The following is a 15,449-nucleotide window of genomic DNA, read 5'->3' on the forward strand; positions in this document are numbered from 1 at the left end:
TTGCAAACAAACTTTGGAATCAACTCCTCTAGTCATGCAATTGATATGATGCTCAAAATTGAACATCAACGATTATTGAGTCGGTATAAGTGCCCGCTGGAGGGGTATTTTGGCTTGTCATTATCTGCGCGCGATAATTGTAGTTCTGTGGAGTGATACCATCTGGAATGGCATCGCCAGTATCGACATCGCTCTGTTCGCGGCGCTCTGCACTAGCCGAGCCCCAGCGCTCCGTCGATGAAGACTTATAGATTTCATATTCCAAATAGTTACCATCAGATGCCATCCTTCGTTGGCCTCCTGAAGCATTTACGCCATCGTTTAAACCAATGGTGAAGGAACTGTTCTTGGTACAAGTTAACGATATAACCTGACTAACGGGATCGAAGCCCGCCACCAATGGGGATGAACCAAAATCAATATCCGGCGCGGTTATCATACAGTCGGGAGTCACTTCCAACTCGACCGTAATAGTACTTTGAGCACTCCCCTCAGTCCGCATAATACATACTCCTGGTAGACCTACGCCCTTGCAGTAATTCCAATTCCAAGACGCCATAATTTGGTCTGTATAAGTTCCGGCCGAAAGGTTACTTCCAGCTCCCGTCCGAGCATAAAGAGGGAACTCAACTTGATCTCCAAACAGCCCCAGCAAATCTAACAAGTCGGTGTCTGTGAAAGTGTACAATTGGCCAAAAACATACTCTTCTGAAAGGCTTGAATCGCCAAAGATCTGATAGTTAATTACCGAACTGGCATCTCCTTGGGTGGTCATCTGCCCACCATTGAGGCTGGTAAATGTGACGGACACATAGTCGCCACTCAACAACGACACAAGTGTAGAAAAGTCACACTTAATCCCGGCATGAGGCTGGGCTGAACTTTGTTGCTGAGTGCTCGACACCGTAAATGAGGAAACGCTACCAAACTGGATTGAAGGTGTTGACGCAGTGAGCTGACAAGCTATTGTCGAGCACGAGAAAAAGAGAAGTAGACTAGCCAGCCAGCGATGCAAAATCATAGTGCCGCCTCATCTTCCGTTTTGAGGCAAACCTGACTATTCAGTGTTTGTATTTTTTGACTCTCGCGCTCATACAACCCTTCAATTGAAACTTTACATGGTGACTGCCCTTGAGGATAAAACAGAATGTAACTGCCCGGATCAACGCCTTCAAAATAGGTAAACCCATCCCACCCAATTTGACTGACTAATCCTGTCTCTGAACGCCCAAACGTGCCAAGCGGCAGGACTAGGTGATTTTCATCCACAACGGTCATACTCAATGCAATTTGCAGCTCAATGGGAAACTCTAATAAATAACCGTAACCTGCATGTATCGAAGCGAACTGCTCTGTCGTCGAAAATGCCGCATTCGCTGGTAAAGTGAGTGGGTCAATTTCATATTTGGCGGTGTAATACGCGGTAGCCCAAGGCACTAGCAAATAGCCATCCTCGTCAGTCACGCCAACAATTTGGTTTTCATATTTAACCGGAATACCGTCAAAACCACTGGTGCTGACCACGGCAAAGCTGTCATACACTTCGTTAGCAGGGAAGATTTTGCCATCCAATGTCGAGACTGAACCCGCTATTTCCGCAAAATAATCATAATTCCCACTGGTGCCATTGAGCCCTCCTCGAAACTGAGCCCACGAGGCACGATAGGTCAAATCGGCTTGCTTACGGTTTTCAGGATCTTCATTGAGGTCATGCGCTAAATTGATACCCCACCCACCTTTTATAGGCGCGAGGCGACTGTAACCAACGCGTCCTCGCACATCGCCATCATCTTCCCTTTTCAGCGTTAAGCCGGCACTGCCGCCAAGCGAACCAAAGGGCAACGAGAACTGCGCTAATGTCACTGCCTGACCACCAATACTGTGGTTGTAAGAGAGCGACATATTGATGTCAAAAGGCAGAGCATAACTGTACGTAAGATTGAGCGTACGCGAGCTAGAATCGGTTTGCTGAATATCGAAATAGCCACCGGAAAGTGAGCCCCAATCCCCTAGCCGTACTCCCATGTTGACTTACGATACATGACGAGACTTCAGCGATGCCTCCTCCCCTTTATTAAGCTTCTCGTAATTTGGCAAATGCGACAGGGTATAGAAATCAGCTTGCTCCACTTGCGTTCTAGCAGCGAAGCTAAACAACCTAGATTGGTAACTGTAACTCAGCGCGTATGAGCTGGATTGGTCTTTAAAATTACTTACTCGAAAAGATGCATCTACCGTACCTAAGTTGAACGCATTACTAACAAAACCCAGCCCCGCCACAATTAGGTCATCTTTTGCTTCAGCTTGTGTTTCCAAGGTTAACCAATCCGTCATTCCATGACGCATCGCTACAACAACGCCACCAGCACCATATTCATTCGATGCGTTTCCAAAATCTTCTCTGAGCGCACCAATACTGGCACTGTAGGAAGTAAATCCTGTTTTCAACAAATCGGAAGAGAGGAAAAACGGACTGGTCATGACCGTTTGTCGGCCTTGAGCATCAGTCGCAATGACGGTTGCTTCACCCGCGCCAGAGATCATGGGAATGTCGTTAATAACGAAAGGGCCTGGCCCGACGGCCATTGAGTCGGTTTTAAAGCCATTGATGAATAAATCCAAGGTCGTGGGCGCAGTGACCTCACCATAAAACGCTGGCAATGGCGTCGTCACTACGTCGGGGCGCATAGAAAAGTCATGCGACAACTGAATGACCGCCATTCTCACCGGCTGACCCCAAGACAAAGGACGGACGATGTAGTCTCCGACTTCCAAACGAAGTCGGCGCGCCTGATTGGCGTACTCATACCCTGTATCGAAACGGGTGTATTGACTGCTTTGCTGAGACTGAACATCGCGATGAAAATTGGATTTAAATATTCCCGTTGTAGAAAAAACGCCAAACTCAGAAAAGGCTCTGATTTCATGATCGATAGAAACCTCCTTTTGTTGGCTTTCGTTTTCATAAACACCAAAAACGTTGTAGTTAAACAGTCCCCCACGACCAAACTTAGCTGGAGAGAACCGCCCCATATCGTGTGCAGATAAACTCTGCATCGGCAGCCAGTTAGGCGGAACGTCGATCGCCAGTTGCAATGACGATTGCAAATAACGCACGTTAACCCCAGCAATAGAAGAAACGTCAATCCTGTCTTCCGTTCCTGGCAACGATTTGGCCGTAACGCCAACCGCTATTAGATCTTGCCGCTGGAGAAAGTACTGATCGCCAATGCGCTCGACTTCGGCAATATGCCCCGTCGCTCTTTGATTGATCACCAATTCTAGTTTCAAGCTAATATTGTTAAACTTATCAAAGGAAAAGTTTTCAGGATTCGGTAACTCAGAAAAACTGTTGGGTGAGTGGCTTTGTTGCTTAAATCGATGGAACTAAATCAAGAAGCTACGATCTGATCGGCTACACCCATCAATCATCGTAGCCTCATGCCTAAACCTCGTTGCAAAACAACTAACTGGAAGCAGTACAATAAAGCCTTAATCAACCATGGTTCTCTGACCTTTTGGATTGATGAGGAAGCGATAGCCGAGTGGAATCAAAACAAACAAGGCAAGCGTGGTAGACCTCGCCGATTCAGCGACTTAGCCATTACTACCGCACTGATGGTGAAACGCGTTTTCTCTATGCCATTGAGAGCGCTGCAAGGTTTTCTAGACTCAGTATTTAAGCTGGCTAACACCCCGCTAGTTTGTCCGCACTACACCTGTATAAGCCGCCGAGCTAAGGAAGTTGAGGTTTCATTTAAAACCAAAACCAGAGGTGCAATACAACATCTGGCAATTGATGCCACTGGCCTCAAGGGTTATGGCGAAGGTGAATGGAAGGTCAAGAAGCATGGTACTGATGGGAAACGCAGAATCTGGCGTAAGCTGCATATCGCAGTAGATACAAGCACCCACGAAATAGTCGCAGCAGAGCTGAGCTTATCTAACGTAACCGATGCCGAAGTGCTCCCCAACTTACTCAAGCAAACACGTCGACGAATCATCGAGATATCTGGAGATGGTGCTTACGACACAAGGAATTTCCATGATGCCATACGGATTAAGCGAGCTGTTCCGCTTATCCCACCAAGAGAAGGGGCTGCCTTCTGGGAACAAGGACATCCTCGCAATTTAGCAGTGGGCAGCCAAAAGCTCTACGGCTCCAACAAGAAGTGGAAAAAGCGCTATGGTTATCACAAGCGTTCGCTCTCTGAAACAGCCATGTATCGTGTGAAGCTGTTGTTAGGTGGGAAATTAAGTCTGAGGAACTACAACGCTCAAGTTGGTGAGACTTACGCTATGATCAAAGCGCTGAATAAGCTTACAGGGCTAGGTATGCCTGAAACTCAGTATATCGTTTAAGAATTAAGCACGATGGGGCAGGCATGGTTTCTCTATGAATTAAGCAACAAAGCTCATATAAAGCTCCATTTTCTAACATTCCACTGTATATCGATGATTGTTTTATTAGTTATAGCTCAAGCATTACAAACTAAGTGCATATAAAATACGAAACATATAAAAGAAGTAAGTTAGGTATAAAAACAGGCACACTTGAAAAATAAATAACCACAAAAGACAACTTTTACGAGGTATAAAACCAAAAAACACCCTTAAAAAATAAAAAAGTAATTTGGTTATTCTAAATACGAAAAGTGAAGCTTTGCTGAAGTTTCAGAAGAAAATAAAGTCGATTTGAACAGAGTCGAGCAGGAAATTGGTTATTAAACGGCAGTAAAATTCTAGGCTGAAATTAAGAAAATGGACGAAAAAGATAGGGCTAAAATAAACAAAAAGCGCCCCTTTTGGAGCGCTTTTCTTACTAGAACTGATTATTCCCAATCAAGAATAACTTTGCCCGACATGCCAGAGCGCATAACGTCAAAGCCTTCTTGGAAATCATCAATCTTGTAGTGGTGCGTGATGATTGGCGATAGATCCAAACCAGATTGAATCAGTGAAGCCATCTTGTACCACGTTTCGAACATTTCACGGCCGTAAATGCCTTTGATAACCAGACCTTTGAAGATCACTTGGTTCCAGTCAATACCCATGTCTGATGGCGGAATACCCAACAGAGCGATACGACCACCATGATTCATTGTTGTTAGCATTGAGTTGAATGCTGCTGGGTTACCCGACATTTCAAGACCTACGTCGAAGCCTTCTGTCATGCCTAGTTCAGCCATTACATCTTCAAGCTTCTCTTCAGCCACGTTTACTGCACGAGTTACGCCCATTTTACGAGCAAGCTCTAGACGGTATTCGTTTACGTCTGTGATAACTACATGGCGAGCACCAACGTGTTTAGCAACCGCTGCCGCCATGATGCCGATTGGGCCAGCACCTGTGATCAGCACGTCCTCACCCACAAGGTCGAAAGAAAGCGCAGTGTGTACCGCGTTACCAAACGGGTCAAAGATAGACGCTAGATCGTCAGAGATCTCGTCTGGGATCTTGAACGCGTTGAACGCTGGGATAACCAAGTATTCTGCAAATGCGCCTTCACGGTTTACACCCACACCGATAGTGTTACGGCATAAGTGAGTACGGCCGCCACGACAGTTACGACAGTGACCGCAAGTGATGTGACCTTCGCCAGATACGCGGTCACCGATTTCAAAGCCACGAACTTCCTGACCAATCGCAACCACTTCACCCACGTATTCGTGACCGACAACCATAGGTACTGGAATTGTCTTTTGTGACCATTCGTCCCAGTTGTAAATGTGTACGTCTGTACCACAAATCGCGGTTTTCTTAATTTTGATCAGAATGTCGTTATGGCCAACCTCAGGTTTGTCTACTTCGGTCATCCAAATGCCTTGTTCAGGCTTTAGCTTTGATAGTGCTTTAATTTTCATAGTATTCACCAAATATTGCCCCGCTCAGTGCGAAACAAAAAATCTCTATAAGGTTCATCATCACTCAACAATGCGGGATAAAAGGCTTAACCCAATGAGCCTGCTCCAACGGAGATTTGGGCAAGCCTTTGTCATCAAACCGCATCAACATGAGAGATATCGAACTTAGATAATGCCCATGTCTTTACCAACTTGGATGAACGCATCGATCGCACGATCTAGCTGCTCACGAGTGTGCGCTGCTGACATTTGAGTACGGATGCGCGCTTGGCCTTTTGGTACTACAGGGAATGAGAAGCCGATTACGTAGATGCCTTTTTCTAAAGCACGCTCAGCGAACTCCGCTGCAACTTTTGCATCGCCCAGCATGATTGGAATGATCGCGTGGTCTGCGCCGCCCATTGTGAAACCTGCTGCTTCCATACGAGCACGGAAATGCGCTGCGTTTTCCCATAGACGGTCACGTAGGTCGCCGCTTTCTTCTAGTAGATCTAGAACGCGGATAGAAGCGTTTACGATTGCTGGTGCAACAGAGTTAGAGAATAGGTATGGACGAGAGCGCTGACGTAGCCAGTCAATCACTTCCGCTTTACCAGATGTGTAGCCGCCAGAAGCGCCACCCATTGCTTTACCTAGCGTACCAGTGATGATGTCGATACGGTCAACCACATTGTGGTACTCGTGCGTACCTGCACCCGTTTTACCCATGAAGCCAACCGCGTGAGAGTCATCAACCATGGTCAATGCGCCGTATTTTTCAGCTAGGTCACAAATAGCCGGAAGGTTAGCCACCACGCCGTCCATAGAGAACACACCGTCCGTTACGATAAGAATGTGGCGAGCACCTGCTTCTTTCGCTGCGATCAGTTGTTGCTCTAGCTCTTCCATGTTGTTGTTTGAGTAACGGAAGCGCATTGCTTTACATAGACGAACACCGTCAATGATTGAAGCGTGGTTCAGTGCATCAGAAATGATCGCATCTTCTTTACCAAGAATGGTTTCGAACAGACCTGCGTTTGCATCAAAGCAAGAGGTGTAAAGAATCGTATCTTCTTTACCGAGGAATTTAGAAAGCTTTTGTTCTAGCTCTTTGTGGATGTCTTGAGTACCGCAGATAAAACGTACTGATGCCATGCCGAAGCCGTGCTCATCCATGCCAGCTTTACCCGCTTCGATAAGCGCTGGATGGTTTGCTAGGCCTAGGTAGTTGTTCGCACAAAAGTTCAGTACTTCTTCACCTGTCGAGATTTTAACAGCGGCTTGCTGTTGAGAGGTAATGATACGCTCTGCTTTGTAAAGACCTTCAGCCTTCACTTCTTCAATTTGCTGTTGAATCTGTTGGTAAAATGCAGAAGACATTCGCAATTCCTTCCTAGTTGTTTTGACGAGTTTTCACTCATTTCGAATTTGGTTTAGCCTTTACCTGACGGGCGTCACAGGCCATCAGCTATCAATTAATTGTAGTGTAAAACAAGGAAAGGAAAACGATTATCCCTCAAGGTGGAAAAGCATTAATGAATTTGGGGAACAAATAACATCAATGCTTTTCTATGAGGTTGTATTGAAAGGAGTTATGACCAAGTAGGTTGGTTTAGAAGTTGCTCAAACTCCTTCGCTGGCACAGGGCGGCTATAGTGGAAACCTTGGCCGAACTCACAGTTTAGCTCGTTGAGATAATCCACATGGCGCTGCTCTTCGATACCTTCTGCGACAATTTTAAGACGCAAGGCTTTGGCCATAGCAATGATCACGTTGACCAGTTCACGATCAGAGTCGTTCTCAAACACGTTTTGCATAAAACTGCGGTCGATTTTCAGACGGTCAAACGGGAACTTCTGCAAGTAACTCAGTGCAGAATAGCCCGTACCGAAGTCGTCAATCGTCAGCTTGGTACCGAGCGCACGTAGGTTATCCAGCATGTACACCAACTCATCATCATGGTTAAACAACAAGCTTTCGGTTACCTCGACATCAAATTGCTCAGCAGGCAAACCCGATTCTTCTAAGCTTTGCCTAATGAACGCCAATAAGCGATCACAATAGCGGAATTGAACGCTAGAGAAGTTCACCGATACAAACAACGGCGAAATGGATTGCCACTGCGAGGCTTGATGACACGCTTGCTGAATGGCGAACTCGCCAAGTTGATGAATCAATCCGTTTTTCTCTGCAATCGAGATGAACTCTTCTGGATTGACGAAGCCGAACTTCTCATCGTTCCAACGCATCAATGCTTCTGCGCCAACAATTTTACCGCTTTTCAATTCAATGATTGGCTGATAGTACATTTCGAGCAGTTGGTTCGAGATCGCATTACGCAATCGACTTTCTAGATCCAAGTAACGCTGTAGATCTTGGTTCATGTTGTGGTTGTAGAAACAGAACGCATCGCGGCCATCTTGCTTCACGCGGTACATTGCCATGTCGGCACACGCCAACAGTTGCTCGGCGTTATCACCGTCGTCTGGGAAAACCGACATGCCGACACTGCCCGTCAGGAAAAACTCGTGATTATTCCAAACAAACGGTTCACTAAAGGCCGATAACACACTCGAAGCAACGCGCTTCGCGGTATCGTTATCTGGTAAATCTGGAATCACCAACAGGAACTCATCCCCACCGATTCTGGCGAGCAAATCGGTTTTTCTCGCGACGTTTTGAAGACGCTGAGCACTGAGTTTGAGAATTTCATCCCCGACAAAATGGCCCATAGAATCGTTGATCTGTTTGAAGTGGTCCAAATCAATAAACATCACCAATACTTTCGAACCCGTGCGAGATGCTCGAATAAGTTCCAACGCCAATCGTTCTGAGCCATAACTGCGATTTGGCAATTCTGTTAAGGTGTCGTATTTGGCTTGGAATGCAAGCTCTTTCTCCGATGCTTTTCGACGCTCTATTTCTTTGGTGAGTTTGTGGTTTTGTTGAGAAAGAATATCTTTACGCTTTTTCTCTTCCTCAAGCTTTATCTTTAATTCCAATTTATTATTGTTTGCGATAAATGCATAACACAGCGCAATAACAATCATCACGGCGAGAATACTTAGCCCAACAATAAAGAGTCGAGAAGTAAAAATATCTCGCTCGTTGAGCGGTTCAAACCATGCCATCAATTTAAAGTGATGTTGTTCCACTGGCACTTCGAAATATATTTTCCCATCCAAAACCTTAGAAAGAAAATGATTCTCATCTGCATTAGTGGTTGAATTTTTAGTGATGGAATCCCACACCACCATTTCAACATCTTTTATTTTCAGCACCATGCGACTGTAGCTGTCTTCGTGCTCTTGATTGGTTAATTGCTCAATAACAATATCTTTATTGATGTCCGCAATTAAAAAAGCCACTGGTTTCCCAGAAAATTTGACTTGCTTAATCACTTGAATCCGAATGTTGTCAGCATCACGAGTGGCACAAACTTCTTCCGGATGCCCGTGTTGGGTCATCAAATCATGAATATCCATTGGCTTGAGATCTTTTGGGCCAGTCGTGACGATGGTTGTTCCGTCACTGCCCACCAGCGTTAACTTGTTGTAGATGTTGCTACTGTTGATCAACTTGCCGTCAATCTTCTCATCAAATCTACGTTTTAAGTTGATTAAACTTGCACCTAGGCCATATTCCATCGACATACCAGATGCTAAGTTTGCAAAAAAAGTTTGAACGGTTTTGTCACTCGATAAATTATCTACGTCTTCACTTGCGATAGTAAATAAGTTGTCTAGTGTGCTTGCATAGCTTTTTACTTTTAAATCCAGCTCTCTATATTGAGAGTCTTTTAATTTATTCTGTCCAAGACTTGTAACAACAATAAGTATCGCTAAATAAATAGAAACGATTATTGCGCTTATCGTTATTATCTTTTTACTGGATATTTTTTTAACAGCCTTTTTCATCGAATTTTCTTACTATCTTCTAAGAAGTAATCGTTATAAAAGTAGTAAATGGACGGGTAGTATTTTTTAACGAGCTTTTCATACGTCCCATCTTTTTTAATAGAATCTAAATAACGATCAAACGCTTCGCGTAATTCCGGTGAATTTTTACGGAACGCAACAGCCATTTTTTGATTTTCAGAAACAGGGCCAATGACTTTTATTTCTCCCGGCCATTTTTCTAAAGCAATTAATGTGTCTGCTACATCCAATAAGGTACTTTCAGCATCATTTTTCATGATGGCAGGTACCATTTCGTTTAAGAGTCGTTTGCCATCGGGCAAAATCACTTTGGCACCCGTGTCGTACAAGTCGTAAAGGTTTGGGTCTAGGCACGAATGCTCTAGCGCCAACACTTCTCGTCCATCGATCAACTCTTTCACTGTCTTGACGTCTTCGTCGATCGAGCCACTTGGCTTAATTGGACTTAAACTTGAATCGGTACGAGAAACAAGCCATACCGCCGATGGGAAGTAGTCCTGAGAAAAGTCCAATACCTCTTCCCGCCAATCCAAAATCGTCACGCCATTGGCAATCAGATCACCCTCAATTGGCACACTGCCACCCACTACTGCGCGGTTGTGTCGGTATTGAACATCTTGACCTGTCAGCTTACCGACCATGTCACTCCACTGAGCCGGTACGTACTCATATCGCACACCTAACGAGCTCGCAAATCCTTTTACGATATCGACATCTAATCCTGTCAGCGTGTGCATTTCACCTTGCTCGATGTAAGAAACAAAGTTGGCATAAGGCACACCGATATGACGAAGCACACCACGTTCACGGATTTCTTTAAGGTCATTAGACCAAGCCGAAGAAGACATCACGGACGCGGCCAAAATCGCCACAGCAGTGATGGTTCGTTTAAGTGTTTTGACTGACATTGTGTATATCCTTCCCTTCAACAAAGCGCCCATAAATGGGCGCTTGAGTGATAAACAACGACGTTAGAACGAGTAGTACAGATCAGCAATCGCTTCGACCAATCCTTCTACATCTCGCTCATCATGGAACAAGTGTGTAGAGATACGAAGCGCGTACGTGTCGTGTCCATCATCTTTGTACAGCTTGAAGTTCGTTGTACGGATGATGTAGCCATATTCTTCACGCAGACGGTCACGGAACTCAGTCAGGATTTCTTCGTTCGTCACATCATAAAATGGGTTGAACGTCGTTAATCCACTCGTCAGCCCTTCCACATTTGGCGAGAACATTTTCGCATGTGGCAGCACGTCTTGGAGTGAGGTTTTACATTGGTCACTCAACGTTAGAATGCGGTCTTGGATTCGGTCACGACCAATCTCATCCCACATTTTACAGCTATCAGCCAGCGCTTGTTTAGCTGGGTAGTTGTCGTTACCAATGTACTGCATTTGGATTTGCTTACCTAAGTAATCCGCATGAGAAAGCGACGAGTTTATCAACCACAATGGATTTTCCCGGTCGCTCCAGTATTCGTTCAAACGATTACCGTTGTCGCGCACGTATAAAATGCCTGTTGCGCCCGGGCCACACTGCCATTTATGGCCAGAACCAGAGTAGAAATCACAATCCAGATCATGTAGGTCAAGATCGAACATACCCACCGTGTGAGCACCATCCACTAACGTTGGAATTTGGTGCTCTTTTGCAAGAGAACAAATTGCCTTTGCTGGCAGCGCAGTACCGGTCTTGTATGTGATGTGAGAGAACACAATCAGGCGAACATTGTGGTGCGCTTCAATAGCGTCACGGAATGCTCGAATGTAGTCTTCTTCAGAAACGTCTTCAGTACCTGTAAACACTGGTAACTGAATTTCCACGACTTCTACACCAAAGCGGTGTTTTACAACATTCAGCGGAGATGTCGCTGCAATGTGTTCGTGGTGTGTAGTAAGAATCACGTCTCCCGGCTCGAAATGCAGACCATTAATGATCGAACATAGACCGTCAGTCGTGTTGCGGCTTAGGATGATTTCGTCAGCATTTGCGCCAAAACCTGGTGCAATCTCTGCGATCATGTCTGAAACGTAAGGGAACTTACCAAACTTACCTTTCATGTCCCATGGGAACTTCGCCACTAATTTGTTGTTGTCTTCATAGCCTTCAAGAACATGTTTCGGCATTGAGCCTGTTGTACCAATGTTCATGTAAGTCGTTCGTTTATCCAAAACGAACTGCTTTTGCACTTTACGCCAAAAACGCTTATCGTGCTTTCTACCTAGCCCGCGGCTGCTCCAATCAATTTTCTGTTCTCGAGCTTGTGCTACACCTGAAAAAGCAGAAGCACCAACACCAGCTACAACGGCACCCGTTGCGCCTTTAAGAAAATTACGTCGGCTGCGATTAGTCTGAATAGAATCCTTGTCGCTCATTTTTTTCGATCCTTGTCGGAAATTAGCCATATTATTAATTTTTAAACGCGTAACTATCTGTTACTAAAACATTATTACCTATTCAAACCAGACTTTAATTTTTTACTCTGCCATTAAGTGACTTTAGTTCCACTTTTTTAGCTTATTTGATGACATAAGCAACAGTTTCGCCTCCAACCAATAAACAACTGAATACATATTAAAATATTCATTAAATTGACTATTTTTATGACAAACGCTTAATAATAGTTTTATCTATAAACAAGCAGTGAGCTTTGTTATAAATTCATTAAAAATTTAACTTTGTATTAATTAGAAAATTCAGCGTCATATTTGTTCAACTGCGACTATTCTTTTTATAACCAAGTAATCTCAATATGTTAAGTTTCATAAAATGGCTTGATGTTTAAATGAACAGTTAATTTTTAGACCATATATAGCGAGATCTAAAGTAGTTCAAACAAATGTACGGTCTAACTCTTAGCTGCGAGAACAAACCACTTGGATATACGCTCAAATGAATACTTTATAAAGAAGGAAATCGCATGTTAAAAGGATTGCTGTGCATCTCAGCGGCGGCTGCTTTCGTGATGACACCAAACGCGTTGGCCCAATCAATCACCATGACCGATTTGGGTACTAACCAAGCCGTCGGTACGGTGGAATTATCGGAGAGTGACTACGGAATTGTATTCACGCCGAATCTGTCAGGAATTCCAGCCGGACTACATGGTTTTCACGTCCACGCTAACCCATCCTGTGACAGTGCAGAAAAGGACGGTAAAACCGTAGTAGGTGGCGGTGCGGGCGGCCATTACGACCCAGACAATACTGGCCAACATGGTTTTCCATGGACCGATGGCAACCATCTTGGCGATCTGCCAGCGTTGTACGCCGACATGGAAGGAAACGCCAACCAACCAGTTTTAGCTCCGCGCCTCAAAATGTCTGATTTAAAAGGCAGAGCCTTGATGATTCATGCCGGTGGGGACAATCACTCGGATCAACCAGCCAAATTAGGTGGCGGCGGTGCACGCATTGTGTGTGGCGTGATCGATTAAATCATGATCTGTCTGATTCACACTTCCTCATGCGGCAGGAAGTGTGAATCGTTGTGTAAACTGATGCGATGTCGCATCGGTTTCAAGATGACTGTGATGCAGCATTAAAATGGACTGGACAATTTTAGTACCAATGCCTAGCGCGCCAGCTTGCGCATTCAGCTCTATTTGGTTGGAAAAAGTAAAACGAACTTGAGATGTATTATCGCCCCGTTTTACATCGCAACTCACGGTCGCATCCAACGGACTATGCCGAAGTGCATTTTCCAATAAATTCAATATCAATCGTTCTAATAACCCCTTATCACCTATCACTTGGATTGGCTCATCTACGGTAATGTTCAACGTCACGCCTTTACGTTGAAACTGACTTTGCATGGTTTCGGCGCATTCTGCCATTAGTTGGCTAATATCAATCGGAAGATACTCATAGCTTGGTAGCGGAGCTTCTTGTTTCGCCACATCCAACAGAGCGTGCAATTGCTGGGAGAGTTTTTCACTGTTGCGAAACGCCACTTCAATGAGCGGATCGGGGTCAGGATGCTGCAAACGCCAAGTTTCCAAATACCCAAGCACACTCGAAAGCGGCGTTTTTAAATCGTGGCTCAATTGCAAAAGACTTTGGCGGCGATGAGAGGATTGATATTCAAGTTGTAAAAATTGCTGCTGGATGTGTTTTGCCATCAATTGATACGAACGAGCAATCGGCACTAGCTCCGGCACTTGATGTGCAAAATCGGGTTGTAGGCGAAAGTCGTGTTCGGCTTGTTTTTGCAGTTGATCGGTCACACGTTCAATCGGGTTTAACAAGCTGCGCTTAACCAAGAAATATGAGCCAAAAGCGAAACCTAAAATCGAAATAAGCACTAAACCCGCAAGCGCCAAGTACGACGAATCCACTTGAGCGTTGGCAATGGCCGTATGACGAGAGCTTCCGATCACCACGTACAAATAACCAATGGTTGAGCCAAGCTCCTCTATCGCTGCGACAGAAAAGACTTTGTGTTCATCACGATTACGCGGGTCATCGCCTAGAATCGGGAAAGGTTCTCCACTGAGAAACTGACGAATAGGAGCCAGATTCACCGCTCCCATCAATTCCGTCCCTTCTGGCGCAGCGTGCGTAGTAATGTTGCCTTGGCTATCAAGAAAATAGATTTCGAAATCAGGCCCTATCAACATGAGGGTGTGGAAAATCGACTTGAGTGCTTTGGGATTGTAGTCCGTACCAATCATGAGCGGATTATCATCCCGCATGTGACTGGCTAGATCTTGATGTAAGCTTTGCTTGGTGCGAAGCTCAATGGTCTCTTTTTGCCAATTGTAAGTCAGCGCAATGGCCGCCATCGCCAAACAAAACCAAACCGTGGTGAATACCACCAAACGAGATTTGAAGCTCATCTTATCGCCTCCTCACACCGCCTATTATGGGCGCGGCTGAAATTTGTACCCAACACCCCAAACCGTTTGAATAAAATGATGCTCTGAGTCCGACAACGACAGCTTGCTGCGCAAGCGATTAATGGTGCTACAAACCGTGTGATGATACCCTGCATGATTGGTGTTCCAGACATGATCCAACAGCTCGTCCTTACTGTAGACTCGACCGGGACGAGTGGCGAGAAACTGTAGTAAGGTAAACTCGGTTGCCGTCAGCGCGACGTCTTTATCGTTGAGCGAAACCTGATGCAATTGGGGAATGATCTTCAAGTCACCAAAGTTAAGTGCCCCATCTTCTGCTTTTTCTGGAGTCGGCTTTTCAGCGACTTGATTAACGCGCCGAAGTACATTTCTCACCCGAGCTTGAAACTCTAAAACACTAAACGGCTTTGTAATGTAATCATCGACGTCAGCTTCCAACCCATCCACTTTATCCATCTCACCGTCTCTTGCGGTCAACACCAAAACCGGCGTCCAATCTTGCCGTTGACGCAAGTGATGGCAGATATCTAAACCATCACCATCGGGTAAACCTCTGTCGAGGATCACCAAATCAAACGACTGCTGCTGATAAGTATTTCTACCCGCTGCAACGCTGGATTCTCGACTGACTTGATGCCCCTGAAACTTGAGATGCATTTGAACTAGTTCGGCCAAGTCATCATCGTCTTCAATCAACAATATGTTCGCCACCACGTTGGTTGTGTGCCGTTCCATAATCCTTTCCTTGTCTGGGAGACGCCTCATTCTGCAAATGACCGGAACGGAGCCGTATTTCTTTCAACAAGG

At 45.2% G+C, this 15,449-nt stretch carries 10 protein-coding genes and 1 pseudogene; 2 read left to right on the forward strand and 9 right to left on the reverse strand.

What is annotated here, in order from left to right:
- Nucleotides 1-52: 52 nt before the first annotated feature.
- Together UF05_RS11350 and UF05_RS11355 are read right to left on the reverse strand one after the other, a co-directional pair.
- Nucleotides 53-1,021: a Csu type fimbrial protein gene (locus UF05_RS11350; RefSeq protein ID WP_045545528.1), complete on the reverse strand. Its 969-nt coding sequence runs from the start codon at nt 1,019-1,021 to the stop codon at nt 53-55.
- Nucleotides 1,018-3,366 (reverse strand): annotated as a pseudogene (locus UF05_RS11355) (fimbria/pilus outer membrane usher protein); the annotation flags it as partial. The gene UF05_RS11350 and the pseudogene UF05_RS11355, both read right to left, overlap by 4 nt.
- A gap of 75 nt (nt 3,367-3,441) precedes the next feature.
- Here UF05_RS11355 and UF05_RS11360 point away from each other — a divergent pair.
- A complete protein-coding gene (locus UF05_RS11360; RefSeq protein WP_045545529.1) occupies nt 3,442-4,362 on the forward strand; it encodes an IS5 family transposase in 921 nt (306 codons plus the stop codon).
- 470 nt (nt 4,363-4,832) lie between these two features.
- Here UF05_RS11360 and tdh read toward each other — a convergent pair whose 3' ends face one another.
- The 5 genes from tdh to UF05_RS11385 form a co-directional block, all read right to left on the reverse strand.
- Nucleotides 4,833-5,864, reverse strand: coding sequence for an L-threonine 3-dehydrogenase (tdh, locus tag UF05_RS11365; protein WP_005478141.1), 1,032 nt, complete (start codon nt 5,862-5,864; stop codon nt 4,833-4,835).
- Nucleotides 5,865-6,029: 165 nt separating this feature from the next.
- The gene (locus UF05_RS11370; RefSeq protein WP_005485813.1) at nt 6,030-7,223 is read right to left on the reverse strand and encodes a glycine C-acetyltransferase; all 1,194 of its coding nucleotides are present in this window, start codon (nt 7,221-7,223) and stop codon (nt 6,030-6,032) included.
- 212 nt (nt 7,224-7,435) lie between these two features.
- Nucleotides 7,436-9,760 (reverse strand): putative bifunctional diguanylate cyclase/phosphodiesterase, encoded by a 2,325-nt coding sequence (locus tag UF05_RS11375; protein ID WP_045545530.1) that lies wholly within the window; start codon nt 9,758-9,760, stop codon nt 7,436-7,438.
- Nucleotides 9,757-10,689, reverse strand: coding sequence for a transporter substrate-binding domain-containing protein (locus tag UF05_RS11380; RefSeq protein ID WP_005462861.1), 933 nt, complete (start codon nt 10,687-10,689; stop codon nt 9,757-9,759). The genes UF05_RS11375 and UF05_RS11380 overlap by 4 nt, the downstream gene beginning before the upstream one ends.
- 63 nt (nt 10,690-10,752) lie before the next feature.
- Nucleotides 10,753-12,159 (reverse strand): aminotransferase class V-fold PLP-dependent enzyme, encoded by a 1,407-nt coding sequence (locus tag UF05_RS11385; protein WP_020841453.1) that lies wholly within the window; start codon nt 12,157-12,159, stop codon nt 10,753-10,755.
- Nucleotides 12,160-12,704: 545 nt separating this feature from the next.
- Here UF05_RS11385 and sodC point away from each other — a divergent pair.
- Complete coding sequence (gene sodC / locus UF05_RS11390; RefSeq protein ID WP_005462859.1) at nt 12,705-13,220, forward strand: superoxide dismutase family protein; 516 nt, start codon at nt 12,705-12,707, stop codon at nt 13,218-13,220.
- A 27-nt stretch (nt 13,221-13,247) separates the two neighbouring features.
- On the opposite strand, the gene UF05_RS11395 is transcribed toward sodC, so the two are convergent.
- Nucleotides 13,248-14,621 carry a sensor histidine kinase gene (locus UF05_RS11395; protein WP_045545531.1) on the reverse strand — a complete coding sequence of 458 codons (1,374 nt, stop codon included), beginning with the start codon at nt 14,619-14,621 and terminating at the stop codon, nt 13,248-13,250.
- A gap of 24 nt (nt 14,622-14,645) precedes the next feature.
- Nucleotides 14,646-15,377, reverse strand: coding sequence for a response regulator transcription factor (locus UF05_RS11400; RefSeq protein ID WP_025542025.1), 732 nt, complete (start codon nt 15,375-15,377; stop codon nt 14,646-14,648).
- Nucleotides 15,378-15,449: the final 72 nt, after the last annotated feature.

The sequence above is a fragment of the Vibrio sp. S457-15 genome, from assembly GCF_000960545.1.
GTDB lineage: Bacteria > Pseudomonadota > Gammaproteobacteria > Enterobacterales > Vibrionaceae > Vibrio > Vibrio parahaemolyticus.

Coding starts and splice junctions, on each gene's coding strand:
- UF05_RS11350 (WP_045545528.1), bottom strand. CDS start 1,021: ATGATTTTGCATCGCTGGCTGGCTAGTCTACTTCTCTTTTTCTCGTGC.
- UF05_RS11360 (WP_045545529.1), top strand. CDS start 3,442: ATGCCTAAACCTCGTTGCAAAACAACTAACTGGAAGCAGTACAATAAA.
- tdh (WP_005478141.1), bottom strand. CDS start 5,864: ATGAAAATTAAAGCACTATCAAAGCTAAAGCCTGAACAAGGCATTTGG.
- UF05_RS11370 (WP_005485813.1), bottom strand. CDS start 7,223: ATGTCTTCTGCATTTTACCAACAGATTCAACAGCAAATTGAAGAAGTG.
- UF05_RS11375 (WP_045545530.1), bottom strand. CDS start 9,760: ATGAAAAAGGCTGTTAAAAAAATATCCAGTAAAAAGATAATAACGATA.
- UF05_RS11380 (WP_005462861.1), bottom strand. CDS start 10,689: ATGTCAGTCAAAACACTTAAACGAACCATCACTGCTGTGGCGATTTTG.
- UF05_RS11385 (WP_020841453.1), bottom strand. CDS start 12,159: ATGAGCGACAAGGATTCTATTCAGACTAATCGCAGCCGACGTAATTTT.
- sodC (WP_005462859.1), top strand. CDS start 12,705: ATGTTAAAAGGATTGCTGTGCATCTCAGCGGCGGCTGCTTTCGTGATG.
- UF05_RS11395 (WP_045545531.1), bottom strand. CDS start 14,621: ATGAGCTTCAAATCTCGTTTGGTGGTATTCACCACGGTTTGGTTTTGT.
- UF05_RS11400 (WP_025542025.1), bottom strand. CDS start 15,377: ATGGAACGGCACACAACCAACGTGGTGGCGAACATATTGTTGATTGAA.